General features: G+C 53.8%; 17 protein-coding genes. 4 read left to right on the top strand and 13 right to left on the bottom strand.

What is annotated here, in order from left to right; translation table 11 throughout:
* The first annotated feature begins 49 nt into the window (after window positions 1–49).
* Window positions 50–829 (top strand): HalD/BesD family halogenase, encoded by a 780-nt coding sequence (locus AC2T28_RS19375; protein ID WP_486750295.1) that lies wholly within the window; start codon window positions 50–52, stop codon window positions 827–829.
* 95 nt (window positions 830–924) lie between these two features.
* On the opposite strand, the gene AC2T28_RS19370 is transcribed toward AC2T28_RS19375, so the two are convergent.
* From AC2T28_RS19370 to AC2T28_RS19335, 8 genes are all read right to left on the bottom strand, one after another.
* Window positions 925–1,533, bottom strand: a complete 609-nt coding sequence (locus AC2T28_RS19370) for a hypothetical protein (protein ID WP_486750294.1) — start codon at window positions 1,531–1,533, stop codon at window positions 925–927.
* Window positions 1,530–2,261, bottom strand: coding sequence for a vWA domain-containing protein (locus AC2T28_RS19365; protein WP_486750293.1), 732 nt, complete (start codon window positions 2,259–2,261; stop codon window positions 1,530–1,532). Before AC2T28_RS19365 ends, AC2T28_RS19370 begins: the two co-directional genes overlap by 4 nt.
* Window positions 2,262–2,366: 105 nt before the next feature.
* The gene (locus AC2T28_RS19360) at window positions 2,367–4,055 is read right to left on the bottom strand and encodes an ABC transporter substrate-binding protein (RefSeq protein ID WP_486750292.1); all 1,689 of its coding nucleotides are present in this window, start codon (window positions 4,053–4,055) and stop codon (window positions 2,367–2,369) included.
* A 2-nt stretch (window positions 4,056–4,057) separates the two neighbouring features.
* Complete coding sequence (locus AC2T28_RS19355) at window positions 4,058–4,714, bottom strand: hypothetical protein (RefSeq protein ID WP_486750291.1); 657 nt, start codon at window positions 4,712–4,714, stop codon at window positions 4,058–4,060.
* Window positions 4,711–5,181: an OmpA family protein gene (locus AC2T28_RS19350; protein ID WP_486750290.1), complete on the bottom strand. Its 471-nt coding sequence runs from the start codon at window positions 5,179–5,181 to the stop codon at window positions 4,711–4,713. Before AC2T28_RS19350 ends, AC2T28_RS19355 begins: the two co-directional genes overlap by 4 nt.
* A 166-nt stretch (window positions 5,182–5,347) precedes the next feature.
* A complete protein-coding gene (locus tag AC2T28_RS19345) occupies window positions 5,348–8,188 on the bottom strand; it encodes a DUF2339 domain-containing protein (protein ID WP_486750289.1) in 2,841 nt (946 codons plus the stop codon).
* A 222-nt stretch (window positions 8,189–8,410) separates the two neighbouring features.
* On the bottom strand, window positions 8,411–10,117 hold the full coding sequence (locus AC2T28_RS19340; protein ID WP_486750288.1) for a methyl-accepting chemotaxis protein: 1,707 nt from the start codon (window positions 10,115–10,117) through the stop codon (window positions 8,411–8,413).
* 190 nt (window positions 10,118–10,307) lie between these two features.
* Complete coding sequence (locus tag AC2T28_RS19335; RefSeq protein ID WP_486750287.1) at window positions 10,308–10,712, bottom strand: rhodanese-like domain-containing protein; 405 nt, start codon at window positions 10,710–10,712, stop codon at window positions 10,308–10,310.
* A 604-nt stretch (window positions 10,713–11,316) separates the two neighbouring features.
* Here AC2T28_RS19335 and AC2T28_RS19330 point away from each other — a divergent pair.
* Window positions 11,317–13,521: a methyl-accepting chemotaxis protein gene (locus tag AC2T28_RS19330; RefSeq protein ID WP_486750286.1), complete on the top strand. Its 2,205-nt coding sequence runs from the start codon at window positions 11,317–11,319 to the stop codon at window positions 13,519–13,521.
* 843 nt (window positions 13,522–14,364) lie between these two features.
* Here AC2T28_RS19330 and AC2T28_RS19325 read toward each other — a convergent pair.
* From AC2T28_RS19325 to AC2T28_RS19310, 4 genes are all read right to left on the bottom strand, one after another.
* On the bottom strand, window positions 14,365–16,311 hold the full coding sequence (locus AC2T28_RS19325; protein WP_486750285.1) for a methyl-accepting chemotaxis protein: 1,947 nt from the start codon (window positions 16,309–16,311) through the stop codon (window positions 14,365–14,367).
* A 220-nt stretch (window positions 16,312–16,531) separates the two neighbouring features.
* The gene (locus tag AC2T28_RS19320; RefSeq protein WP_486750284.1) at window positions 16,532–18,886 is read right to left on the bottom strand and encodes a methyl-accepting chemotaxis protein; all 2,355 of its coding nucleotides are present in this window, start codon (window positions 18,884–18,886) and stop codon (window positions 16,532–16,534) included.
* 335 nt (window positions 18,887–19,221) lie between these two features.
* Complete coding sequence (locus tag AC2T28_RS19315; RefSeq protein ID WP_486750283.1) at window positions 19,222–21,435, bottom strand: NADP-dependent isocitrate dehydrogenase; 2,214 nt, start codon at window positions 21,433–21,435, stop codon at window positions 19,222–19,224.
* Between the two features lie 290 nt (window positions 21,436–21,725).
* Window positions 21,726–23,618: a methyl-accepting chemotaxis protein gene (locus AC2T28_RS19310; protein ID WP_486750282.1), complete on the bottom strand. Its 1,893-nt coding sequence runs from the start codon at window positions 23,616–23,618 to the stop codon at window positions 21,726–21,728.
* A gap of 433 nt (window positions 23,619–24,051) precedes the next feature.
* Here AC2T28_RS19310 and nrtS point away from each other — a divergent pair, with 433 nt between their 5' ends.
* Together nrtS and AC2T28_RS19300 are read left to right on the top strand one after the other, a co-directional pair.
* On the top strand, window positions 24,052–24,312 hold the full coding sequence (nrtS, locus tag AC2T28_RS19305) for a nitrate/nitrite transporter NrtS (protein ID WP_486750312.1): 261 nt from the start codon (window positions 24,052–24,054) through the stop codon (window positions 24,310–24,312).
* The gene (locus AC2T28_RS19300; protein WP_486750281.1) at window positions 24,302–25,582 is read left to right on the top strand and encodes an adenylate/guanylate cyclase domain-containing protein; all 1,281 of its coding nucleotides are present in this window, start codon (window positions 24,302–24,304) and stop codon (window positions 25,580–25,582) included. The genes nrtS and AC2T28_RS19300 overlap by 11 nt, the downstream gene beginning before the upstream one ends.
* Before the next feature lie 18 nt (window positions 25,583–25,600).
* On the opposite strand, the gene AC2T28_RS19295 is transcribed toward AC2T28_RS19300, so the two are convergent.
* Entirely contained in the window at window positions 25,601–26,377 is a 777-nt protein-coding gene (locus tag AC2T28_RS19295; RefSeq protein WP_486750280.1) for a helix-turn-helix transcriptional regulator, read from the bottom strand.
* Window positions 26,378–26,528 lie beyond the last annotated feature (151 nt).

The raw sequence follows: 26,528 nt of genomic DNA, 5'->3' as shown, positions 1-26,528 counted from the left end.
AAGCCCGATAGCCAGATTTGTGACGTTTCCCGCGAATATGGAGAGCCAAATGAGCCTGAACAAAATTGTCGACCTGAGTTCGTTCCCGATTGCCGACCCGCAGTTTCGACAGGCCTGCAAAAAAGAGTTTGACGAAGATGGCGTGTTTATCATGCCGGGTTTTGTTGTGCCCGAAGCAGTCAATTCCATCCGAGACGAAGGCGAGGCAAGCCGCAACAATGTCTACGCAAACACCGAACAGCACACTGTGTACTTAAGCAAGGCAGACCCAGCCTATGCCATAGATCACGCCCGAAACCGGCTTGTCACATCGTCCAAGGGCTGCCTCACCGATGATCAGGTTCCGCTGGGGTCAGCTCTGCGTCAACTCTATGATGATCCGGTTTTCAGGAGCTTTCTGTGCGATGTAATTGGCGAAAAACAACTGCACGAATATGCCGATCCGCTCTCGTCGATCAATTTGCACTTCCATGAAGAAGGTCAGGAGCTTGGATGGCACTTTGACAACTCTTCGTTCTCTATCACGCTGATGGTTCAGGCTCCCGAGGCGGGTGGACAGTTCGAATACGTAACAGCGGTGCGTGATGCCGATAGCGGAGAGATGGGCTTTGGCGACGTCGCAAATATTCTTGACGGCAAGACACAGGTGCAATCCATGGAAGCGCAGGCAGGTACGCTGGTTTTCTTTCGCGGTCGTAACTCTATCCACCGGGTTGCGCCGAATGCGGGCGCTCGGACGCGCATGCTTGCTGTACTGGCCTATAATGCTGAACCAGGAGTATCGCTGTCAGAAACCGCCCGAATGACATTCTACGGCCGCCTCAGCTGAAGGCTCTGTAGCAACAAGCGTGAGGCTATGAGCCGTCAAACACCCGTTTCCATTGTTCAAGCATGTGCAAGTGTGGAGCCGCTAAAGCCTGGTCTTCATTCGTCCGGCACAATGTCGTGGTCATGCCGGTTCTTGCAGGTGTCGAGCCTGCGTGTTGCGCGGGTGCCAGGGGTATACAGCTCTTCCGAGCGGTAATAGGCGCGCATTTCTTCCTTCACGAGACCAAAGTGTTTGCGGATTTCGCCAATGGTACGCGATTGCCATTCTTCAACTTCGAACGGGATCAGGTGGAGATCAGTACCCGCAAGATTATCCATCGAGAACCCGACACCAAGTCGGTAGGACATTATGTGGTCTTCGGTAAAGCGCCAGGGGTCGGGGTAGTCTTGTGTTGAAACACGGATGAATGTCTCGGTGTGGTCCTCGGTCATGTCCGAGGCCGCGCCCATGGTCGCACCAATAACAAAGGCTTCGTCTTGTACGTGCAGGCCACGCCCCAGAATGGCGTGAATGCAATCATGGCGCTCTAACGATATCGCACCCGGCAGGGCTTCAGGGCTTTCGGGGTTTTCATAACGACGGATGATTTCTGGAACATCCTCCGGCGGAGAGGCCGGAAGGGTGGACATGACTTCGCGCATGGTCAAGTGGTCAGTGTCCAGCCCGGGAGACCATTCGTTCCATCTCAAAAGAGAGCGGCTCATTTTGTAATTTCCTCGAAATCTGTGATCGGTTGAAAATCGGTCTGCTCGGCAGATACCTGGGCCAGAGCAGCAGACAGATCGTCGACGTTATTGATCGACACATAGGTGGTTTTGCCGGGCAGGTTCAGGATATGTCCCGGACCAATTCCTAAACCAATGGTGGCAAGTTCAACCGGTGAGTTTGTCAGAATATCGGTCATCATCTTTTCAAGATAGTCTTCATCCGAGGCGGCACCATCAGTGGTGACAACAATCCGATAAGTCCCAAACCCGCGTTGATACGAGGCTTCTTCGCGGATCAACTTGTAAGCCGCTTCCAAGCTGGATCCCAAGGGGGTTTTGCCATCCGGTCGAACGCCCCTGATCGCTCGGGTAATCTGATCTGACGCTTCGTCTGACGCCATAACCGGCAGAATTTCTCCAGCATTCAAGGCCTGTACACCAACGTAATCCGTGTCTTTCAAGCTTTTGACATTTGTAACAACAGCTTCTTTTGCGGCATTGATGCCTTCTCCCATAGATCCGCTGTCATCCAGAATGATGATCGTGGTCGTGCGGTGGGGGTTCGGCTCTGGCTCAGCGTTTTCTGGAATATCACCAGGCCAGGCCGCAATTGCGGCCCAATCAGCAGAGATCCCATTGTCTTGTGCTGCTTCTTCTTCCTTGCAAGCTGCAAGACCGAGTGCGGTCGTTACAACAATCGCGGCTTTAACCCAGGTGTGTTTCAACTTTCATCTCCCAAATATAAGATCCCGCCAGCCTTCAAAATTTGCGACGAGATGGGATTGACTGCACGCCCCCAATTGGCGTGCAGATGTGCTTCGTGGGTGTCCTTAAAGCGGAGAGAATTCGGTGGCTTCGGCCTGGGTTGTCAGAACGCGGAATTTCACCCGCATGTTCTGCCGCCATTGCTCGGCATTTTTGGGCGGATTAAAGGCCGGATCGGTGATGCCCACACCATCAACTGTAAACTGCGCGCGGTTGATCGTGATTGCCTCATCCTGAGCATAGTCTTCCAGGGCGTTCACGACCGACAGGGCGCGGTCCATTGACAGGTTCAGAGCCGAGGTTCGGATGGCCTTCAACTCACGGTCCGATGCTCCAGCTTTTTCCTGCTTAAGATAATGCAGCGGATCGGCATGTCCTTCGACGGTAATGATGGCTCCGGAGTAGGTTGCCGCCAGGCGAATGATTTCCTCAAAGTCATCCGCATACAGCGCGACCGGGAAGTTTTTGGTGTCTGGCTCGAAATAGACCTGAAAATCAATCTTGGTGTTGGCGTCCAACTGGCCGGTCTTGCGCAGTCGTTGTACCGCCGCCGCGGCCGCCTGTGGATCAAACGAGGCAATCTGGCGGTCCGATAGGTTGGATAGACCCGCAGTCATCTGGCTGTAATCCCAGCCAGCAGTTTCCAGCATGATAGGACGGTCGATCATATTGGCGCCCTTCATAGCTTTGTTGACCTCATCCATTAGAATGGCAAACCGGCGTGGGTCTGCTGGATCGCCGAAGTGCTTGGCGTTGCCGGCCCAGCCGTCGGTGATGGCATCTTGCCACAGGAAAACGCCTTCTTCTGCTGGCAGCCCACCCAACATGACATCAGCAATCATGCCGCCGATACGGTTTTTGTCAGCACCACCGCTGCCGCCCATGATGTCTCGTGTTTCTTCCTCAGCACGGAAAAGCGCATGAACCATCTCGCCAATCTGCTCACGATTGGCGTCAAAGAAATCTTTGCGAACGGAAATGTAGTCGCCAATAACAGCCGTGGCTTCCTGGGTCGAAAACAGGATTGTGGCCCCTTTGACAGATCCCTCTGCACCGGTTCCTACAGTGCCATTAGAAGTCAGCGCGCGGGCATCCGGCAGGATCATCGCAGCAGCATCTGCATCGCCATTTGCGATGATTTCGGCAGGGCTGTCACTGGTGCCCGTCAGATCTTTGGTCCAGACGATGCTCACATCATCCAGCGACAATCCAGCGTCATCCAGAATGCGCGACACAAAGTCGAGATGCGGACCATAGGCCTGAACCGCGATGCGTTTCCCCGCGAGATCGCTAACCCTGTTGATACCAGGGCCTGCCACAATGCCATCACCGGCCGACCAGGAGTATTTGAAAATGATGACCTGCTCTGAGCGGGCGTCGGCATTGGTAACCGGAGCAGCTGCGGTCAGCATGCCCAAAGTCCCGCGTAGAAACGGTGAATCGCAGGACAGGTAGTTTTCCAACTGCGTCTTGAAATTGTCTTCCAGTCCTAGATTGACCTGCCAACCGGCATTGGCCAGATGGCTGCCTTTGGAGGTTTTCAACGTGCCGCCGTTGGCCTCGATGGCGATGGCGTCTGCGCCCCAGGCGATAAAGGGCATATCGACGTTACTGGGCGATACGCGACAATCTTCAACACCGTTCTTTACGATTTCATTCAGAGACTCTCCAAGCGCCGCGACCTGCCCGGCGGCGCTGATGGCTACGGCCACGGCTGCGGCGGATGTCAGGGCCTTGTTGTAAAATTTCCTCATGTTCATTTCCTTTTCGGGGATTGAAGTAGGGTTTCTGCGATGCTCGACGAGACGTCGATATCGGAAAGAATTGCGTCTATGCGCCTTTGCTCGGTGTGATCCAGAGCGCCTTGAAGGGCATTTAAAGACTCTATGACTTTGCCCCGAGACTGCAGCATTTCAGGTTCGCTTGCTTTGGTTTTACGAAGGCGTGACTGGCCTTCAGCGGCCTCAACAACGCTTTCGGAGCGGATAATGACCTTTTGATATGTAGGAAGATGTGAGGGTTCATAAAAGAGTAACTTGGCAATATCTTGCAGATTTTCGGTGGTTTCCTGTATCTGCTCGGCCAGTTCCGAGGACAGGTTCTGCTGTGCGGCAAGCAACCGATCGCAAAAATTCTGGATGCGCTTGATCGCCGTCAGGGTCACTTCAGCACGGTCCTCGCTGACTTGATGACGCTGCACAAATGCATGGCGCAACCTGACTTGGGGATCATGCAGAAGCCGGTCGGGAAACATCATATCAGGTAGAATGGACAGCACACCGCCAAGGCCCGCCAGAATAACAACATCCGAATACGGAAAGAAATGAGGCAGGCGAAACATGGCGCCATAGGCAATGGCGATCCCAGCTCCTCCGATCACGGTGAGCCCGGTTGCGATCCGGTGAATTTTCATGGCGCAACCATGGTATCAATCGTAACGCGCGCCAAGGTGCGCTCCCAGGTGCGCTCGCTGACATCTTGATCTCGGGGCAGGGGACTGCCACTGCCAATGCCGCCAGCCCATTGTATCCGCTCCATTGGTATGCCCATGGCTAGAATGATTGCCTCGGCGGCTCTGGCGCGTTTGCCCGACAGTTCAGTGTTGGCTGCGTCGTCCCCCTTGGTGCCGGTATGGCCGGTTATCCGAATAAGAACCCGATCATCCGGAGCAATCGACGCTATGTATCCCTTCAGGCGTTCTTGCTCTCCCGGAGCAAAGGAAACACCGCGTGAGAATTGAAAATCCTCGGCTTTTGGAGACTCAATCGCGCCAAGATTGGCGAATAGGGCAGCAAGCGCGACGATAGCGGCGGTTAAAGCAGCGCCAACGTAGCTACGAAATGGCAGAGGAAGACGCTTGTTGCTTTTGTCTTTCGGCATGATTGGTCTTTGGTCCTAAGTGCGAAAACTGATTGGGTAACATAAATAGGTCAGAAATTGTTCAAAACACAGGGGAAAATCTGGGGGAGAGTGCCGTTTTGCGCCCGCAACCCTCCCAGATGGCCCTGTGTGAAGCGCTCCCAGCTACCCAACTTTGGTGCCGTCATCAGGTGTCATCCGATGAATCGAGGCGTTCCACAGCCTTACCCTTGTCCCATTGAGCCGTCATAACGCGGTTGAGCCATGCCAGGCTGACCAAAGCCAGGCCCAGCCCCATAAAGGAAAACACGCGCGTTAACCCAGACAGTCCGCTCATATCAATCAGGAACACCTTGGCGATTGTTGCGATCACACCCACCATGGCCATCTTTCGCAGCGCATCTGTGCGGGTCCAGAAGGCGACAACCAGGATGATAGCCGATGCAACCAGCAAGGCCAGCGTGTACGAATAAAGCTCGGGGTCGGTTATACCGGAAACAGTCAGATCATTTCCGCGCCACAAGCGCCGGATCTCCAAGCTGACGTACCAGGCAATCAGGAAACTGGCCAATGCCGCAAAGCCGATTTGAACGTAGCGGCCAAAGTGCGCCACTTTCCAGGCCGCGACTGCAAAGACACCGCCCAAAAGCAAATAGGCCGAGGCTAGGGAGTCCAGGATCGGCGGCCCAAAGACAAGCTCATCACTGTTGACCAGCGGGTTTGAAACAACAAACAGCGCAATCAACAATCCGCCTGCAGCTAAGCCATAAACCGCGGCCAACCCTCCGCGCACTAGGCGAGAGAAACGACCGCTACCTTGCATGCGGTACAGCTGATTGACCATAGAGGCCGCCCAAACTGTCGCAACCAAGCCAATGCTTGCGTGTTCACTGCTGGAATCTGGCAGCAGCCTGATTAGTAAGACGCTGATGAAAACGGCCCCAATAGTGGCGATGGCACTTTCCAGGATGAGCCCGGTTTTAGGCCGTGTATCCTGTGCAAGCTTCCAGGCGCCGACCAATGGAAGCAACGTGCCCACATAAGCCAGCAGGACTTGCGATAGCGGTGCGCTTGGTTGCCAGACATCCCCCACATATTCTTGGTGGGTGGCCCAGGGGGCTCCCGGATCAATCACAAGCCGATAGGTGATAACGGCGACACCAACCTGCACAAACAGCCCCAACGCAGGCAGGTCATACTTTCGGTCGATCAGAACCGTCAGCAGAACCATGGCCGCCAGCGCCAGCGTAAGTGCGGTTTTTGCAAGCAGCAGGAAAAAGGCCAGTGAGATAAGCGACAGCGCTGCAATGGCAAACAAGGCCACCCGCAGCGGGCGTTGCTCAGCAACGGGCCCGCGCACGGTGCGTTCTGCGAGCAAGGTCATTAGTGCCGCAACCAGGATGGTCGCCAGTGCCCAGGGATAAGCACCCACAACAGGTGAAGGGGCCCAGAAAAATTCCAACACCATGATGACAGTGGGGGCAAAAACGGCAGCACTCAGAGCCCAGGATACAGGCGTGTCAAAGCGGCTTTTGGGCATCCCGTCAGTCTGTAGCATCCGATAAAAGGCAAGGGCTGAGCCCAAAACACCAATGGCAGCCAGGACCCAAACGGTTGAGGGCGGTGATGTTTCGGGCAGGCGGTCCACTCCGTCCCGGAACGTGCGAAACAGCGAGCCTTGGTGCAGGGCGTCAAACATCAGCACTGCCAAAAAAGCTACTCCAGGAAATAATCCGTGATCAAACAGGGCAGGGCCCCGGCGCATCCAGATTAGGGTGGCAATCATCAACACAACCAAAGCGCTGATACCCAAATAGGCGTTTTCGGGTTTGGGGGCATCGAGTATCACCAGCGTCGCCGCCGCTGTTGCCGCCGCGACAACTGCTATGGAGAGCCGTGTGGTGAACTCGGGGAATAGGCTTTTTCCTACGGGCATGAACATCAAATCCAGCAAAGATGCACCGCCATGTGTGGGCCACAGGCTACGTTGTGGAATGACCATTGCGGCCCCAGCAATCAGAAATGTTGCGAACAGGAAGTGCACGTCCCCCGCACCAGATTGATACAGCATCCAGCAGGCAGGGAGCGTGGCCACCAGGCTAAGCACCGAAACCCAGGCCCAGCGTTTGACTGTGTCAATCGCAAGCCCAACCAACGCAACGAGGGCGAAATAATAGTAGAAGAGCCAAGGTGCATCGGATTGGCCACCGACCAGGAACGGTGATGCGGTTGCGCCAATAATACCAAGCGCGCTTAGAAACGGCCCATAGAACCATCCCAAAACCAATGCCAGCACCGAGACCAAGCACAGAGCGATCAACGTTGTCCCAGGCTCAATCAGGCCATACATGGCCTTTGCGGCCAGCACCCCCGAAAACAGTGCAATCAGCCCAGCCCCGGACAGGGCCGAGGGGAGGTACTGCATACTGCCGTCGGCTTCGTCGCCAAACCGTCGGCGGATGACTTCCCCCCCGGCGATCAGGGCAGCACCAAATAAAAGCGCGGCCATAACCCGCCAGAATGGGGTTAGTAGGCCTTTCTCAGCCCCGTATTGCACCATAAACACCCCGGCCAAAGCCAATGAGGCAGCGCCAGCAGCGAGCACCCAGTTTTCGCGAAGCCAAGCGCTGAGTTTATCAAATGTGTCTTGGCGGAAGACAAAGGCGCGTGGTGGTTTCGGGGCAGGTGCCTCTTTTGCTCTAACTGGTGGGACCGAGGTCGCTGCGCGGTCCTCTTTGGCCGGTTCAGCCTTGTGCGGTATTTGCGATACCTGCGGTGAGGGCTGAGGCGCAGCTTTGGGAGGCTCAGCCTCTTTTGCTTTGCTGCTTGCCCAAGGAGTTTCAGGTTTGATGGCGTCACTTGCAGTAGAGACGGTGCTGTCCGTTTTTGGCAGCCTGTCCTTTGCCAGGTCAATTTCCAAAGCGGCCACACGTGCCTTGAGCCTGGTGTGTGATATCAACAAATAGGGAACGCCGAGCACAATGAGCAAACCCAGCAGGCCAAGCAGTAAGAGACCGAATTCGAGCATAAAGAGATCTTTTCTGTATAATTTGCTAGACGGTATAAGGGATCAAAGCGACTGGCAAGTATGGCAAAACTGACCAGCACAAGTGGTCAGATGCAGGTGCAAATTGTGCGGGTAGGGCCTGTGCCTCGTCAGACCTGGCTCAAGTAAGTTGGCCGCGAGCGTGAAAGAGCCAGCCCTGTTTTGCAAGGCTGGCTTTGGCGTTTGTTAGCTGAGTGGCTTCAGTTAAAAGTCATCCCAGCGATTTGCTTCTTTTGGCATGTCAGAAAATTGGACCTCCAGCTCATTCTCCATCGACCCATGCGCAGTTGGCATCGATGGCTCGTTTGGTTCCATAGGTACTACAGTGGCGCTGCCTTGGCCGGTGTTGAATACCGAAACATGCTGGGCCAGCGCCGAGGCATCGTTGCGGAGCAACTGGCCGGCTGCGGTGGCTTCTTCCACCATGGCGGCGTTTTGTTGGGTCACTTGATCCAACTGAGACACACCAGTGTTGATTTCGGTGAGTGTGATCGCCTGTTCTGCGGCTCCCGCTGCAATTCCGGTGATGTGCTCAGAAATCTCACCAACACGTTCGGTGATCTTCTTCAGTTCCTGGCCTGCACGACCCACCAGATCTACCCCCTGGTTCACCTGATTGGCACTTTCCGAGATCAGGTTCTTGATCTCCATCGCCGCATCAGAGGAACGTTGTGCCAGGGCGCGGACCTCAGATGCAACCACGGCAAACCCACGGCCTGCTTCACCGGCACGGGCAGCCTCTACCCCAGCGTTCAGCGCCAGCAGATTGGTCTGGAACGAGATGTCATCAATTACGGTAATGATCTGCGAGATCTTGCTGGACGACTCTTCGATCTGCGACATTGCATTGACCGCATCTGTCACAACCTGATCACTATTTTCAGCTGTCACCTTGGCATCGTTTGCAATGGATTCGACTTCGCGTGCACCATCAGCCGCAGACTTTACACTTACTGTCAGCTCTTCCATGGCCGCAGCCGTTTCTTCCAGTGTTGCTGCCTGGCTTTCAGTCCGGTGCGACAGATCGTCCGATGACTGGCTGATTTCAGTTGCGCCATCCTGAATGCGGCTTGAACTTTCAACTACGGTGCCAATGATCTCAAGCATCTTGCTGACAGTGGTATTGAAGTTCAAGCGCAGTTCGTCGTAGTTTTCTGCAAACGGCGTATCCAGCGTTCGGGTAAGATCACCCTCTGACAGGCTCTGCAAGCCTTCGCTCAGCTGGACCACAACAGCTTCTTGCTGTTTTTGCTCTTCACGCTGGGATTCTTCGGCGCGTTTGCCCATCTGCAGCTGTTCTTTCAGCTCTTCCAGATGGCGACCGATGTTTCCAATCTCGTCTCCACGTGTCTGATAAATTGGCTCTTCGTCATACTTGCCTTCGGCGATTTCCGTAATGGATTCACCAACGCGGGCCAGTGGAACACCCATCAGGCGGTGCAGCGCAAATGCGGACAATGCGACCAGTGCTAGGAATGCGGCAGACGCAACGCCGAGCGCAATCAGCTTACCCTGACCAAGCGAAGCAAAATCGACCTCAGGTGTCCAAACAAAGGCAACCGAGCCAACATAATTGTCGCCAGAGGTGCCGACTCTGGATGGTGCTGCGGTGATGAATCCCGTTTCCGAGCTTTGCATTTCGCCCGAACTCACTGAAGAGGCGGCAAGACCTTGCAGCACTTTGCGATCTGCTTCGGAAACCGTACCTGCTTCGGCGATAACTTCACCATCTACGCTAAGGGCAACGCCATAGGTGGCGCGTCCTTCAGTTCGTCCCAGAACGCCCGCAAGGCGGTCGGCGAGGGGGCCAGTGTTTTTGAAACGAATAGACCCCCCGCTGGTAGTTGCGACCTCAACTGTCATGTTGCGACCCAGGTTTTGCACTCCATGAACAATGGAGCGCTCCTGCATCTTGTTGTTTGCAACAGTAAGCAGGCATGCAAGTGTCAAAGTGCTCACAACTGTTAGCAGGATGCATTTTACGAATAAGGACATTCTGTTGAACAGTCCGGAGAATTTTGGCTTTTGCATTGTCTGTCTGCCTTCTTGAGGTCTTAGCGTCTATCTTGCGTCATACGGTGTGTTATGCGTCGAGCTGAAATTACTCGACGGGCAGACCGGAAGCTTGCCACTCGGGGAAGCCATCGCGCAGATAGTGGACAGAGGAGTAACCCCAGGAAACAGCCATTTCTGTGGCCTGCGACGAACGCATGCACGAATGGCCATTACAGTAGAAAACAACCGGCTCAGTCTTGGCGACGTGCTCGGCGAGTGTTTCTTCTGACAGAGTTGTTTTGGAATCAAGATGGATGGCGCCAGGAATACGGCCCGCTTCGACATCGGCTGGTTTACGTACGTCAACAAATTTAACGCCATTGCCGAACAGATCCGCTGCGGCTGCAACAGACACTGTGGTTGCACCATCTACACTGGCAGGGGAGACTTCGGCATATGCAACATTTGCGGCAAGCAGAGTTGCGGAGGCTAGACTAGCTAAAACTTTCATTCTGATTCCTTCTGGGTTGTTCGGTACAGGCAAGGGATGCAGTAGCTGTCTTAAAATGTTGTGAAGCTCCCGGCTTTGAAGAAAATCCGACCTATTTTCCGTTAGACCACCGTAAAGCAGCAGTCACAGACTTAGGGGAAGCTAGTGTCTCAACTGGTGTGCTTGGCTGTGTTTTGAGCCAGTTATGGGGTGGCCTCTCAGTAGGGAATGCACGACGTCTGGTGAACTGGCGACGTTTGACCGTCCGTAGTTTTGCTTGGGTACCAGCTGTTTCTTGGCCAAGAATTTGCGCGTAATGCGCACTTATCGACGGAGTGTTCTACACTTCACACGCGACGGTAGATTTCAATAAAGCAAATACTCGTGACTAATTGGTGGAGGTTTTTAAACTGACCTTGTCCGAATTTCAGTCAGATTTATTTGAACATTCACCGAAAGGCCGAAAAATACTCTATAAAAATAACGACTTGCATGTACTGTCGAGACATCCGGTCGCGGCATGGAATAAAACCGGCAGTGTTGGGGGATGTAGCGTTACTACACAGTTTCTTAATTTTGCTCTTGTAGGACAATGCCATCTTTTTCGATCACAGATGTGGAAACCATGAAACTCAAAACCTCCATAAACACCGCGGTTTTGTCGATTGTTGTTCTGGCCGGTTTGGTCATGTTCACGCTCATCGGCATATCCAATTACATGCAAAAACAAAGCGCTGAAATGCAGGACAGTGTTATGCGCGTTGGGGACTTGAATACAACGCTAGACAAGTTGGAAATCGAGTTTCTACTTGCCCGTCGCGCCGAGAAGGATTTTTTGCTTCGTCTTGATGATAAATACGTTCAGCGACATGCCGGGACGATGACACGCCTCTTTGCGGTGCTTGAAGAAGCGAAAACCCGATTGGCGCAAATCGAAGGGCTAGAAGGTGCGGCTGCGGAAATTGACGCGCTGTCTACATCGATCACTGCATACGAGGATCAATTCGCAGCAATTGTAGCAACACATCAGCGGTTAGGGTTGGATGAAAAATCCGGGTTGCAGGGGCAACTGCGCGAAGCCGTACGAACTGTTGAAACTGCGTTGAAAGAAATCGATCAGCCTGTATTGCAGGTAAAGATGTTGATGATGCGTCGGCACGAAAAAGATTTCATCATGCGCCATAACACCAAGTATCTTGACCGTTTGAACGCGCGGGTGACTGAGTTCCGTGAGTTCCCGGACTCGCTCTTCAGAGATGCCAAGCAGCACAAAGAAATCGATGCTCTTCTGACTACCTATCAAGAGACATTCGCCAACTTTGTTCAGGAAACAATGAATGAGGAAGAAATTCGGGGCACCTTGTCCGCCCGGTTTGCTGATGCAGCGCCAATTCTGACAAGTATCCACGACCAAGCCATTGCGCGTCTTGATGAAATTCAGACCAATGCGGCAGCGGCTTCCGCGCAGCTTCAACGCAATTCGAAGATCGGCGGTTGGGCTGGTATGGCACTGTTTGTAATTGTTGCCATCGCGGTAGCGATGAGCATCTCTCGTCCACTGGGGCGTGTAAACAATGCGCTGAAGGAAATGATGGATGGCGACTTCTCACGTAAGTTGTCGAAGTCCCGGATCACCGAGATCATGGCGATCACCAGTGCGGTTGAAGACTTCCGTCGTGACGAGGAGCAAAAGGCGCGCCTCACTCAAGAGATATCCGTTGTTATCAATGCATGTGCCGAGGGTGACTTCTCTAAGCGTATCGATGTGGAAAATGACGAGGGTGCATTTGCTGACATGGGTCGTGGTGTAAACGAGATCGGCGAGGCTGCTGAAAAAGGCTTGGGCGATGTTCTGGTTATTCTTGACGCGCTATCGTGCAGCGATCTTACCAAGCACATGCCCGAAGGGCAAAAAGGTGTATTTGCCGAGATCTCAACCTCGATTGATAGCCTGACCGATAACCTCAATGGTATGGTTCAGCAATTGTCGCAAAGCAGTGATACCCTGAAGAATACTGCTGGTGAAATCTCTGCTGCTGTTGATGATGCCTCTCGCCGCGGTGAAAACTCGGCTGCCTCTCTCGAAGAAACAGCCGGTGCTGTTCAGACCCTGTATGAAACCGTTCGTGGCACGGCAGAAGGGGCTCAGCAGGCCGAGCGCTATGTCAGCGAAGCCCAGAAATGGACCAAGTCGACCGCAGCAGTGGCCGAAAAGACGGTTGGCGCCATCAAGCGTATCGAAGCTTCGTCTGGCGCAATTGCCAAGATCACGGGTTTGATCGAAGATGTTGCCTTCCAAACTAATCTGCTGGCATTGAATGCGGGCGTCGAAGCAGCAAGAGCTGGTGAGGCTGGGCGTGGGTTTGCCGTGGTGGCCTCTGAAGTCGGCGCGCTGGCGCAGCGTTCAGCGGGTGCGGTTAAAGAGATCAACGAACTGATCCGCGCAAGTGAGAAAGACGTTGCCGATGGCGTCAAGTTGGTAACCGAAACCGGAGACGCTTTGACAACGATCCAAGAGTCGGTCGAGCGTGTGGTCGAGAAGGTGAACGACATCGCAGAAACAACGGTTGAGCAATCTAACGGCTTGGCCGAGGTGAACACTGCGGTGACGGTTCTAGATCAAGACTCGCAGAAAAGCGCCGCGATGCTGGAGCAAACCGCAGCCTCTGGTCAGATGTTGCGTGATGAGGCCAGCAATCTCGTGCAGATCGTTTCGGGCTTCAAGCTGAGTGACGATGTCAATTCATCGCCTGGCTTCCAGGCGGAGCTGGATGATTCAGCATCGTCGATGTGGGGTGCCGATGGGGACCCGCTGTATGGCGCAGCCTAACCTTCAGTCAAGCTGACACCTAATGAAAGCCATGGCGGATCAGTATCCGCCATGGCTTTCTCTTTTTCATTGGCCATTTATGTGACAGTCCAGTCTCGTTTGGCTGATCCCCTCCAGAAACTCCGAAGTGAGAAGCCGTGTTTGCGCAGCCATTTTGTCGCGCAGGCAGGTGCGAAAAAAGCTACTTTTGCAGAAGCTTGGGCAGTAAGCGGAGTTGTGTGCGATGGGTGCGGATGCCTAAGGCCTTAGCGCCTTGCGAGTGATGGTCTGCGGATATGCGCTCTGGTCGGTTCGGTGCATCGCGCAGGTTTCGCTACCTGGCTGTGAGCAATGAATATTGCTGCAAGAGCCTGTGTTAATGGCAGTTGCTAGGAGACTTGGCGGCCCGTGTGGCTCTCGAAGAGGATGCGTTTATTCGACGCTAAGGAAGGCCGGGAAGCGATAACAATACGGAATGAGGTTGCCTAGCCCCCAACGGATTGCTCGGCGCAATGACCGAATCTAGACGTTGAAGGGCTGCCGGGGGGTGGTCATCTGAACGCGGGGAAGTTTCGCTGCCCGGATGGTGCGCGACATATACGGGCTCGGCGATGATATGACGGCAATATCATCGAGCCTCTTTTTGAAGTTGCCGACAGTTTGGGGATTTTGTGGCTCCGTGCGATGCACGCTTTGCCAATTTTCAACACAATAAATGAAAGCCAGATCTGTAACTGATTGTTATGACTATTGGGACAGGGGGCGCATGATCAAATTTTCACTAGGACAATGCGTTGGGCGCCGTATGCCTAGAGGCGAGAAAGCCGGTAGTGTTCACTATCCACTACCGGCGTCGCTTTAGGATTAGAAGTCTTGCCAGACCTCGGTTGCACCGGAAGCTGCGTTTGCAGTTTTGGTCTGTGATTGCATCTCTGGTTCGAAATCCCAATCGTCTGCCTGCGCCGGTTTCGGGCTTGGCGTAGTTGCATTGGCAAGTGGTTGGGGATTGTTGCCGCCGACTATGTTGAAATGCGACACCAGTTCCGACAGTTTTGTAGCGTCCGAGTTCAGCAAGTGGCTGGCCGCAGTGGCCTCTTCCACCATGGCGGCGTTCTGTTGGGTCACCTGGTCCAGCTGGGTCACCCCGATGTTGATTTCACCCAGACCGGTGGACTGTTCAGACGATCCAACCGCCATTTCCGACACCAGCTGCGAAATATGGCCAACACGGTTTACGATGCTGTTCAGCGCTTCTCCGGCTTTGCCAACCAGATCCACGCCCTGCTCCACGTGCTTGGAACTGTCGCCGATCAGTGTCTTGATCTCCATCGCTGCGTCCGAAGAACGCTGCGCTAGTGCGCGCACCTCAGAGGCAACAACTGCAAATCCCTTGCCGGCATTACCTGCACGGGCGGCTTCGACACCTGCGTTCAAGGCTAGTAGATTGGTTTGAAAGGCGATGTCGTCGATTACCCCGATGATCTGGCTAATGTGATGAGCAGATTGTTCGATCTCAGTCATCGCTGATACTGCTTGCTGCACCACTTTGTCGCTCTCTTCGGCCTCAACTTTGGCCTCGTTGACGATATCTTCGACACTGTGCGCACCGTCGGCTGCCGACTTAACGCTTGAGGTCATCTCTTCCAGCGCAGCAGCGGTCTGCTCCAATGTGGCGGCCTGACTTTCTGTACGCTGTGAGAGGTCATCCGACGCATGGCTGATCTCGGTGGCGCCACTGCGGATGCTGTTGGCCGAGTTGACGACCTCGGCGATGGTCGAGCTGAGCGTCCGAACGGTGCGATTGTAGTCGCTACGCAGCTGTTCATGGTCTGCAGGGAAGGGATCCTCCAGTGGTTTCGAGAAATCACCTTTGGCCAAGACATCCAGGCCGCGGCTCAACTTCTCGACAACTTCTTCTTGCTCGCGTTGCAGTTCGGCACGTTCATTTTCTGCACGGCTGGCTTGTTCAAGGTCATTGCGCAGGCTGGTCAGGGATTTTCCAATTTGGCCCAGCTCATCATTGCGGGTTGCCGAGCAAATGGGGTCTTCTAAATTGCCACTGGCAACCTGGCCTATGCTTTTGCAAATTTGCTTGATGGGCTGTGTGATGGTCCGGGTGGTGATCAATACGATAAGCATTAGGCAGAGACCCGCCAACGCCACGCCGATCAGTATATTGCGCGTCAGAGCTTGCGAAGCGGCCAGCGGGGCTTGAATGTTTTCGCGCACTTCAAGGACACCGCGCACATCACCAACCTGCCAATCGGCTTTGGGTGTGTCTGGGTGGGCGTTATGGCAAGAAACACAACCCTCGGCCACCATCCGGTCGGCCACAGCAACACGCAGAAATGTTTCGCCATTTTCGACTTCTTGGCGTTTATAAGTTCCTTCGGGGTTTTGGCTCAGATAGTCCCAGGCCTCTTGCATGAAGCTGTCCATCTCACGGTCTGCGCGGCCCGGGAACGGAAACGCGCTGTACAGGGAAAGGCTGAGGTCTTGTTCAGCAAATAGTCTGCTGACGTCATGCACAAATGTCGCTGGCAGGGGGATCACACTGGGGTCGTTCTCATGATTAATCCCAGCCGACATGTCTTCGGACGCTTTGACATCCATGATGACATTCTTGGTGTAATACCCACGGATCTTTTTGATCTGATTGACGACATTGGTTGCAGCAGAAGTGGCAAAAGCGACGGTGTTGTTTTCCAGTACGCGCGGGACAGAGACCCAGGTGATGCCAAGGCACAATATGACGAAAAGTGGGATTGGCATGGTCAGTCTAAAGGCGATGGACTGTATCATCTTCTGCATGTCTGATGCTCCGTAGTTCTCCAAACAGGTGCCGCGCCCATTCTGGGCCTGGGAAAAGAGTTTCCAAGGCGTGCACATATTGGGCTCACATTCCAATTTGTGAAATAAAGCTATCGCAAAATTGTTACCTTGGCCTTAAATATAGCGAATTCAGGCGCAGAACCTGTTAAGGTGCTGCGCCTTATTGAAGTTTTTTGAAAGTAGTCGCGCAGTGGGCCGTTCAAAAATCCTGCCAAACCTCGCCGCGACCCTCGTTCGCGACACGGCGCGGGGGCTCGGCATCGAACTCCGGATCCCAGTCTGAACCGTGTGCTGAGGGTGCAGTTGTCACCACTGCAGTATTGGGTGAAGATGCCCGGCCCGAAGGACCGCCGATGTTGAAGTGGGAAACCAGTTCCGACAGTTTTCCAGCATCGGTGTTCAACAAGTGGCTGGCTGCAGTGGCCTCTTCCACCATGGCGGCATTCTGCTGGGTCACTTGGTCCAGCTGGGTCACACCAATGTTGATTTCACCCAGGCCGGTGGATTGTTCAGAAGCGCCTACCGCGATTTCCGACACCAACTGCGAGATATGGCCCACACGGTTGACGATGCTGTTGAGCGCCTCGCCCGCCTTGCCAACCAGATCAACACCTTGCTCCACTTGCTTGGAACTGTCGCTGATCAGCGTCTTGATCTCCATCGCCGCATCTGACGAACGCTGCGCCAAGGCGCGCACTTCGGAGGCCACAACCGCAAATCCACGACCCGCTTCACCTGCACGGGCAGCTTCAACCCCGGCATTCAACGCCAACAGATTGGTCTGGAAGGCGATGTCGTCAATCACACCGATGATCTGGCTGATGTGGTTGGCAGATTCTTCGATCTCGGTCATGGCCGAAACCGCGTGTTGGACAACCTTGTCACTTTCCTCGGCCTCGATCTTGGCCTCCTTAACAATGATCTCAACACTTTGCGCCCCTTCCGAAGCGGATTTGACGCTAACAGTCATTTCCTCCAACGCAGCTGCAGTCTGCTCCAGGGTGGCCGCCTGACTTTCAGTGCGTTGCGACAGATCATCCGAGGCTTGGCTGATTTCAGTTGCCCCACTACGGATACTTTCTGCCGAGTTGACCACTTCGAAGATGGTAGAGCTGAGCGTATTCAAAGTGCTGTTGAAATCGCTGCGCAATTGTTCATGGTCAGCAGGAAATGGTTCAGCCAAAGGTTTTGAGAAGTCGCCGTTGGCCAAGTTGAGCAGACCACCGCTTAGTTGCTCCACTACATCGCGCTGTTGCTCTTGCTGAATTGCTATTTGTTCTTGCGCAAGTGATGCAGCTTTCAGTTCAGTTTTGAAGCCTTCAAGCGTGCGGGCAATAGTCCCAAACTCATCCCCAGCGTCTGCGTCTGCAACGGGCCGGTCATAGTCCTTTTGTGCAATGTTTTCTACGCTGTTTGCAAGGGATGCAACACGGCGGGAGACTCCGCGCGCGGCGAACCAAGATAAAAGGGCAACGATCATTGAGACTACGAGAACCTGGATCACAGAAGTACGGAGCATTGCGGTTTCAGTGGCAAGCGCTTCTGCGCTGTCGATTTCCAGAACGATGCCCCAAGTTTTCCCTTTGAATGTAAAAGGAATGGATTCAGCTTCAACCAGGCCCCCAGACACCCCTTCAACCTGGGTCAAGGAATGGTGCCCTTCGAGAAAGGATTCAGAAATTTGCACCAAATTGGGCAAAGGATCCAGTATTTTGTGGCCGTCAGGATGAGGTGATGCAGTTAAGGCAGCACCGTCTTCACGTACCAGATAAACCAAGCCTGTTTCGCCCAAAATGCTGGATTGGGACAACACCTCAGACATGTGATCAATCGGGATTTGAAGAACAAACACACCCAGCAGTTCGCCACTGCGGATGACCGGAGTGGAAATGAACATGGCAGGCGCCCCATGGCTGGGTGCATATGCCGCCATCGAAGTCAGATGGACACCGCCTTCAGATAACGATCGAGCCTCGCGAAAGGCCTCTCCCAACCCCGACGTACTGTAGGGACCAGATTGGAAATTGGTTGCAAAGTCATCTTCTTTAAAGACAGAGTAGACCAGATCACCCTGCGGGTTCAGCAGAAATAGATCATAATATTCCAGTTCACGTTGGAACGTTTGAAACCCCTGGTGATATTCTTGATGAAGATTGGACCATTGCGATTGATCTGTCGCCTTATGAAGCTCGTCTTTTTCACCCAAAGGGTTGGGATTGTCAAAAATATAGGCATTTCGCAGGTGTTCACCCGGCGCATCCCCTAATTCTTGCCAAGCGGAATCAAATTCACGCAAGGCTGTTTCAATGCTTTTGCTTGCAGCTAGGGCACGGGTTTCAGTTTCCACCCGCCCCAGCCAATCTTTCAATGCATGGCGGCGCTCAGACAGCAGGGTATTAAACGCAGCTTCTCGATCTGCAGTAAGGGCCATATGAGCCTGCCAAGTGTACATTGCACCTGACGCGACGGTCAGCATGATGGTGGGTAGCGCAATCAGGAGTGGTAACTTTTTACTCAGTCGGAGATTGTTCCACAGTGAGAATAGGCTGGTCATAATAGCGGATCTCTCTTTTAACAGGTGTTACTATTTACAGGGCCGAACGAACAAATGGCCTGCTGTTAGGTTGCGCTTATTATGTTGCGAGGCCGTTAAAGGTGTGTAACTTGATGGAGAATTTTTCAATTATAGATTGCAATCAATTAGTTGTGGAGTGGAAATTGGACGTTGGATTAATTGAAAATTGGACGCATTGACCGACTCACCCTATAGGGAGAGTGGTCCTGGCGTGACGTCTGGTATGTTACCAATAGTTGTTGGTAGAGGTCTGTTGCCAAGAAAAAAGGCGCCCGGTTTCGGACGCCTTCTCTCATTTTTTTAACGTATCGATCTTAGCCGATGATGGCGTTCAGCGCAGCGCTTGGGCGCATTACGGCAGCAGTTTTAGCCGGATCGGTGTGGAAGTAGCCTCCCAAATCGGCAGGCTTGCCTTGCGCGGCGGCCAGTTCACCTGTGATCTGCTCTTCTTTGGCGGCCAGATCTGCTGCGATAGGCGCAAAGTGAGCTGCCAGTTCAGAATCATCCGATTGTGCTGCCAGGGCCTCGGCCCAGTAGCGGGCAAACCAATAGTGGCTGTCGCGGTTGTCAGGCTCACCAACCTTGCGCGATGGCGAGCGGTTGTTGTCCAGAATGCCCTGTGTCGCGGCCTCGGCGGCTACACCCAGTACACCAGCTTTGGCGTTGCCCTGGCTGTCAGACAAAAAGTTCAGGCTTTCACCCAGCGCGCAGAATTCACCCATCGAGTCCCAGCGCAGGTGGTTTTCTTCAACCAACTGCTGAACGTGCTTAGGGGCAGAGCCGCCAGCACCGGTTTCGAACAAGCCGCCACCGTTCATCAGTTTCACGATCGACAACATCTTGGCCGAAGTGCCCAGTTCCAGAATTGGGAACAGGTCGGTCAGATAGTCCCGCAGCACGTTGCCCGAGATAGCGATACTATCGTTACCAGCGGTGATGGTCTTCAGCGATTGAGCTGTTGCCTCACGCGGGGCCATGATCTGGAACTTGTCAGCAACGCCGGCGGCGTCCAGAACAGGTTTCACATACTCGATCAGCTGAGCATCGTGGGCGCGGTTTGCGTCCAGCCAGAAGATCGCCTCGGAGCCTGTCAGGCGCTGACGGTCCATTGCCAGCTCGATCCAGTTCAGGATCGGAGCTTTCTTGGCGGTGCAGGAGCGCCAGATGTCGCCTGCCTCAACGTCGTGGCTGTGCAGCGTGTCGCCATTCGCCAGAACCACACGGATCACACCGTCGGCAGGGGCTTCAAACGTGGTTGGGTGCGAGCCGTACTCTTCGGCTTTTTGCGCCATCAGGCCAACGTTGGCGACGGAGCCTACAGTGGTTACATCCATGGCGCCATTGGCTTTGAAGAAGTTGATGGATTCATCATAGATGGTTGCATAGCAACGATCCGGGATAACACAGTTGGTGTCGCCCTTTTTGCCTTCGCCATCCCAGCCTTTACCGCCAGCGCGGATCACAGCAGGCATAGAAGCGTCGATGATCACATCAGATGGAACGTGCAGGTTGGTGATGCCTTTGTCGCTGTCGACCATGTACATACCAGGGCGGTCGGCGTTTACAGCTTCGATTGCGGCCATGATGTCGGCGTTGCCTGCAACACGGTCCAGCAGGTCACCCATGCCCGAGTTTGCATTTACACCCAGTGCGTCCAGTTCAGCACCGAACTTGTCGAACACTGGCGCCAGCCATGCCTTTACCGCGTGGCCAAAGATGATCGGGTCCGAGACCTTCATCATGGTGGCTTTCATGTGCAGCGAGAACATGGTGCCGTCGGCCTTGGTGTCCTCAATCGCACCAGCCAAGAAGGATGCCAGTGCTTTGGCGGACATGAATGTCGCGTCAGCAACGGTGCCTTCTTCCAGTGGCCAGCTGTCTTTTAGCGCAGTGATAGAGCCATCCTTGGCAACGAATTCAATTTTTGCGTCGCCAGCCTGAGCAGCTGTAATGGTCGCGGACTTCTCGTTTGCGTAGAAATCGTTGCCCGGCATCGACGACACTTTGGTCTTGCTGTCGCTAGCCCATTTGCCCATCGAATGTGGGTTGTTCTGGGCGTAGTTTTTCACAGCCTTGGCAGAACGACGGTCCGAGTTGCCTTCACGCAGGACCGGATTCACAGCTGAACCTTTGATGGCATCGTAACCGGCACGAACAGCGTTTTCGTCGTCTGACGATGGCTCTTCTGGGTAGTCGGGCAGGGCGTAGCCCTGTGACTGCAATTCAGTGATCGCGGCAACCAACTGTGGAACCGAAGCCGAGATGTTTGGCAGCTTGATGACGTTGGCTTCTGGTGTTTTTACCAGCGTGCCAAGTTCAGCCAAGTCGTTTGACTGGCGCTGCTCTTCTGTCAGGCTATCGGGGAAAGCCGACAGAATACGGGCTGCTAGGGAAATGTCCTTGGTCCCGACGTCTACACCAGCGGCCCCTGCAAACTTGCGGATGATGGGCAGCAGCGAGGCACTGGCCAACTCAGGAGCTTCGTCTACGATGGTATACAATACGTCGGGGTTTGATTTGTCTGCCATAGTTCACAACCTTTCAGCGATCTTGGAAGCGTGGTTATTTGGCGCAGCGCAACTGCACTCTGGAGGATCCCATATTGCCATAAGAGAGTCATGGAGTCCGACTCTTACGGTTTATGTTATGGGCCTCATGTAGAACAAGCTGCCCCGACGTTCAATTGCCAGTGGCCATATTTGCCTGAACATATTGCCGCGCCTAGGGGAATTTGTAGAAAAGCCCCCCATTGCATAGGCAAAAGAGAGCTTTGTTTTAGTTGTGGTCGAGGTTTTTCAGACGATAAATAAGGGGCGGATCAAAAATCCTGCCACAGGTCCTTGGCAGCGGAGCCTTTGGAGGCTGCGGTTGGCATAGGGACGGCTTCGACCTCCCACTCGTTATCCAAGCCATGCGACGTCGGAGCCGTGGGGGCAGACACTGGTGCGGATGCAAAGGCTGTGTTGTTGCCGCCGCCAGTGATCGTAAAGTGAGAGACCAGCCCGGACAGTTTGGTGGCATCGGTGTTCAGCAGGTGCCCGGCGGCAGTTGCCTGTTCCACCATCGCTGCGTTCTGCTGCGTCACTTGATCCAGCTGGCTCATGCCGGTGTTGATTTCGTTCAGTCCAGTTGATTGCTCGCTGGCGCCTTCGGCAATTCCCGAAACCTGCTGAGAAATGTCAGTGACCTTCTGTACAATGCTTTGCAGCGCGCCACCGGCTTTGCCCACCAGATCCACACCGCGCTCAACATGCTGAGACGAGTCGCTGATCAGTGTCTTGATTTCCGTGGCTGCGTCCGAAGACCGTTGTGCGAGAGCACGCACTTCAGAGGCCACAACGGCAAATCCCCGGCCAGCTTCGCCGGCACGTGCGGCTTCAACACCGGCATTCAGCGCCAGCAAGTTGGTCTGGAATGCGATATCGTCAATCACACCGATGATCTGCGAAATGTGATTAGACGACGTTTCGATCTCATGCATGGCTTCAACTGCATTCTGAACCACAGTTCCACTGCTTTGCGCTTCGCTCTTGGCCTCATCCATCAGGCCTTCGACACTGCGCGCACCTTCGGCTGCCGAACGGACGCTGGCCGTCATTTCTTCCAGCGCAGCTGCGGTTTCTTCCAATGTTGCCGCCTGACTTTCGGTCCGGTGAGACAGATCATCCGAGGCCTGGCTGATTTCAGATGCGCCGTTGCGAATGCTCTCCGAGGCCTCAATGACCTGAACAACAGTGCCATTCAGCGTCTCAAGCGACTTGTTAAAGTCCTGACGCAGCTTCTCGTAATCAGCAGGGAACTTCTTTTTGATCTGAACGGTAAGATCACCACCGGATAGCAACGACAACTGCTGGCTCAGTGTTTCGACCACGCCACGGCGCTCTTCATCACGGGCAACTTGGCCTTGTTCCATTTCCTGCTGTTTCAGCAAGGATTGACGAAACACCTCGACGGTTTGTGCCATTTCACCAACTTCGCTGCGATCTTCAGTGGCGGGAACGTCAGTGTCCACCTCGCCATCCGCCATGCCTTGCATGCGGGTCTGCAATGCGGCCATTGGGCCAGTAATGCTACGGGCAATCATAAAGCCTGCCCCGGCTAACAAAACCAAACAAACCGCCAATGTTGCAAATGCGGCTTGGCGCATCCAGCTCAAACTGGACTCAATATCAGACACATAGGACCCGGTGCCTACAATCCAACCCCAGGGCTTGTAAATCTGTACATAGCCGATTTTCAACTCAGGTTCATCCGCGTCGGGTTTTTGAAACCAATACCGCACTGGTCCCGATCCGGTTGGTCCGGTGGCAACTTTATGCATTTCCTTAAAAATCTTGAGCCCGTTGATGTCTTCAAGACCTGACTGGTCGGTCCCTTCCCATTGTGGCCTAAACGGATGGGCTTGCACGATGTTGTCGAGATTGTTGACGAAAAAATATCCGGCAGTTCCAAACCGCAAAGAGTTTAGTTGATCGCGTCCGGACTGTTGTGCTTCTTCGAGGGTTAGTTCACCAGATTTAACCCGCTCCTCCAGCGCAGCCAGCAGACTGATCGCCGTGTCGGATTGGTTGTGAAGCTCTAGTTCACGCATCGAATAGGCATTATCGACCGCCCGGGACAGCAGGAAAAAAGTCAGCAGCGACACAATGGTCAGCGCAAGCGCAATCACAGCATAAATACGGGTTGATAAGCGATAGAGTGCAGCGGGCATCGTAAGTGTCTTCCTTCTCGGGTGCGTAATCCGAACCACCGCTAGGCGCCGCCTCCTAAGAAAACCTTATCTGGTTCGAAAAAGTTACCACTTAAGCCAAAAAAACGCACGAGCTTCCGGTTAAAGGTGTGGATGAATTGCGTCTTTTCTCCTTTTGCGGGATTTTTAAGGGGCACATGATCGCTGCTTGATGAGATCTGAAAGGGCGGGGGCAAGGTGAGTCGCAAAACACTCCGTCTCCCGCCGCGCAGCAGGGGCCTTCTGAATTTTGTTCAAGCATTTTGGGATTAAGGCATTAAGCTATATAAGAACCTGCACTCTCAATCCGTTAGTGTGTGTGAGCCGAGTGTTTTGATAAGTGACAATTATTTAGGGGGGCAAGTTGAGCACCAGATCCAAGGGCGACACCCAAACCGCACCAACCATCAGACATATGATATTTGGTGAAGGAACCCCCCAGAAGGCACTGATAACGGCGCTGGTGGTTGGTTCCATTCTGACGTTGATAAACCATGGAGATCAATTCTTCGCGGGAACCTCTCCCCCATTATGGAAGGTCATGCTGACCTATCTAACGCCCTATTGTGTGACGACATGGGGGGCTGTCACGGGAAAATGGGCACAGTGGAAACTGGATCATGCCGAGCACCAAAGGGAACTTAGCTTACCGTCGGGAGATCGCCATGAAGGTTGAGGACCTCTTTAATCAGAACAACATCGTTGATCTGAGTTTCTTCAATTTCAGAAACGCCATCACCGCCGCCTATTTCGCCAATGAGGATTTTGAGATCCTCAAGGTAAACAATAATTTTCTGCAGTTTTTCCCGATCCTGGGAAACGTGTCGAACGCCTATTTCCCGGATGTGTTGGAACAGTTGGGCGTGCCTGGCGCTCAGATTGACACTTGGATATCTGGCATTCACGAACACGGCGCGGTGCGGATCCCCGAAATCCATATCTCTGATAACGGCAATCATCGGGTTTACGCTTTGATGTCCGCCAAAACCGAAGACCCCAGCTTTAGTTACCTGAATGGCATCCAGGGCCAGTTTGTAGATCGCACTGAAGAATGGGAGCTGCGGCACGAACGTGAAGAGCTGCTGGAGCAGAAGATCCGCGACCGCGAAATCATCGAGGAAAAAAGCGCCCAGCTTGAACATCTGGCCACGCGATTGGCAAAATACCTGTCGCCACAGATTTACGAGAGCATTTTTTCGGGAAAACAGGAGAGTGGGGCCACTACAAAGCGCAAGAATCTAACGATTTTCTTCTCAGACATCGAACAGTTCACCGACCTTTCTGAAACACTTGAACCTGAACGCCTGACAGCTGTGATCAATTCCTACCTGTCCGAAATGTCGGCAATCGCTATCCGGTGCGGTGGCACAATTGACAAGTTCATCGGGGATGCCGTGATGGTGTTCTTTGGTGATCCAGAAAGTGATGGCGAGGTCGAAGACGCGTTGAAGGCGGTCGAGATGGCAATGCTGATGCAGCAACGTGTGGGAGAGTTGCAAAGCCACTGGAAAAAGCTGGGCGTACCCAAGCCGATGCTGGTCCGAATGGGCATCACCTCGGGCTATTGCACAGTTGGGAATTTTGGTTCCGAAAAGCGTCTGGATTACACGGTGTTGGGCAGACCGGTAAATCTTGCGTCGCGGCTTGAAGGCTTGGCCGAGCCGGGGTCGATCCTGATTTCGGATAGCACCTGTAATCTGGTTTCAGAATATGTTTCTTGCGAACCGGTGGGCGAGCTAACCCCCAAAGGTTTCACCCGCCCAGTTGAGGTGTTCAAAGTACTGGAATTTCGGTCCTCCGAACACCGCGATCAGCTCCAGCGCAGGCGGCTGTCCCGCAGTGGCGACCATGTTGAAGTGAACGTAATCGACAGCAGCGATATTCGCGCCGCAATTGAAGAATTGCGGCGCATTCAGAAAGAATTTGAACAGCAGTTGGGAAGTTAGGCTAAAGGGTTTAGCTGCTCAAATCTTTGCAATCAGCTCACGTAACGAGGTCACGTTGACCCGCTTATAGGCCTGTTTGCGGTGAGTGATTACAGTCGTTTCTGCTAACCCTAAAATCTCAGCAATTTCACCTGCAGTGCGCCCCTTTATCGTCATTGCAGCGACCTCGCGCTCTCGCGGGGTCAGGTTCGGAAAGTTGACAGCCAGGCGTGTTTGCACGTCTTGTCCCTGCCAGGTGTTCCCTTTTAGTGAGAACGCGACATGGCGTTCGGTTGTGGCAAGCAGCAGCCTTAAGGCGCTTGTGGCACTGTCATGTACCTCGGACGAAAACGGACCGTCTTCAGCGCTTGAATACAGGCTGACGGATAGACCAAACGCGGGCGTTCGCCTGATCAGGGAAATACGTGCGGACAATCCCGGCTTCTCGTAGCAGTCTCTCCGGTAAGTGAAGGACTTGATACCCTCGGCGTGCTGAATAGTAAGAAAATCACCATTGCCCGCACTCCCGGCCAAATATGATGCATTCCGGTCTTCTTTGATATGACGCTTATAGCCTTTAGCAGCGCGCTCGGCCCGGCGTTGATCCAGCACACTGGTGGTACCAACCAGTAAGGGGGTATCCCTGTCACCTTGGCAAAACAGCGATATGAAGCTTGCCCCGGTTATCGGCTGGGCAAAGTCGAGAGCCGAGTTGACATAGTCTGGTGTTCCAATCGCACTGGTGAGCTGCACCACGGCTTCGGCCTCGAACTGCGCTGGTGGCAGAGGTGACTCTAATTTTTCGTCAACGATCATTGTTGGCTCCAACCCATCCTCGGGCATTCCGCGCTGGGCCCGCGTGATGCCTTGCCAACGATCTTCTCATGATATCGGGGGTGGCGTCAAAGTTCCTCATTAATGAGGAATGATCAAAGCTAGGTCGTAATTGTATCATTAAATGAAGGCC

The organism is Parasedimentitalea nitratireducens (assembly GCF_057444295.1).
Note: the sequence above shows the minus strand (reverse complement) of the source record. Positions and strands in the feature narration are given on the sequence as shown.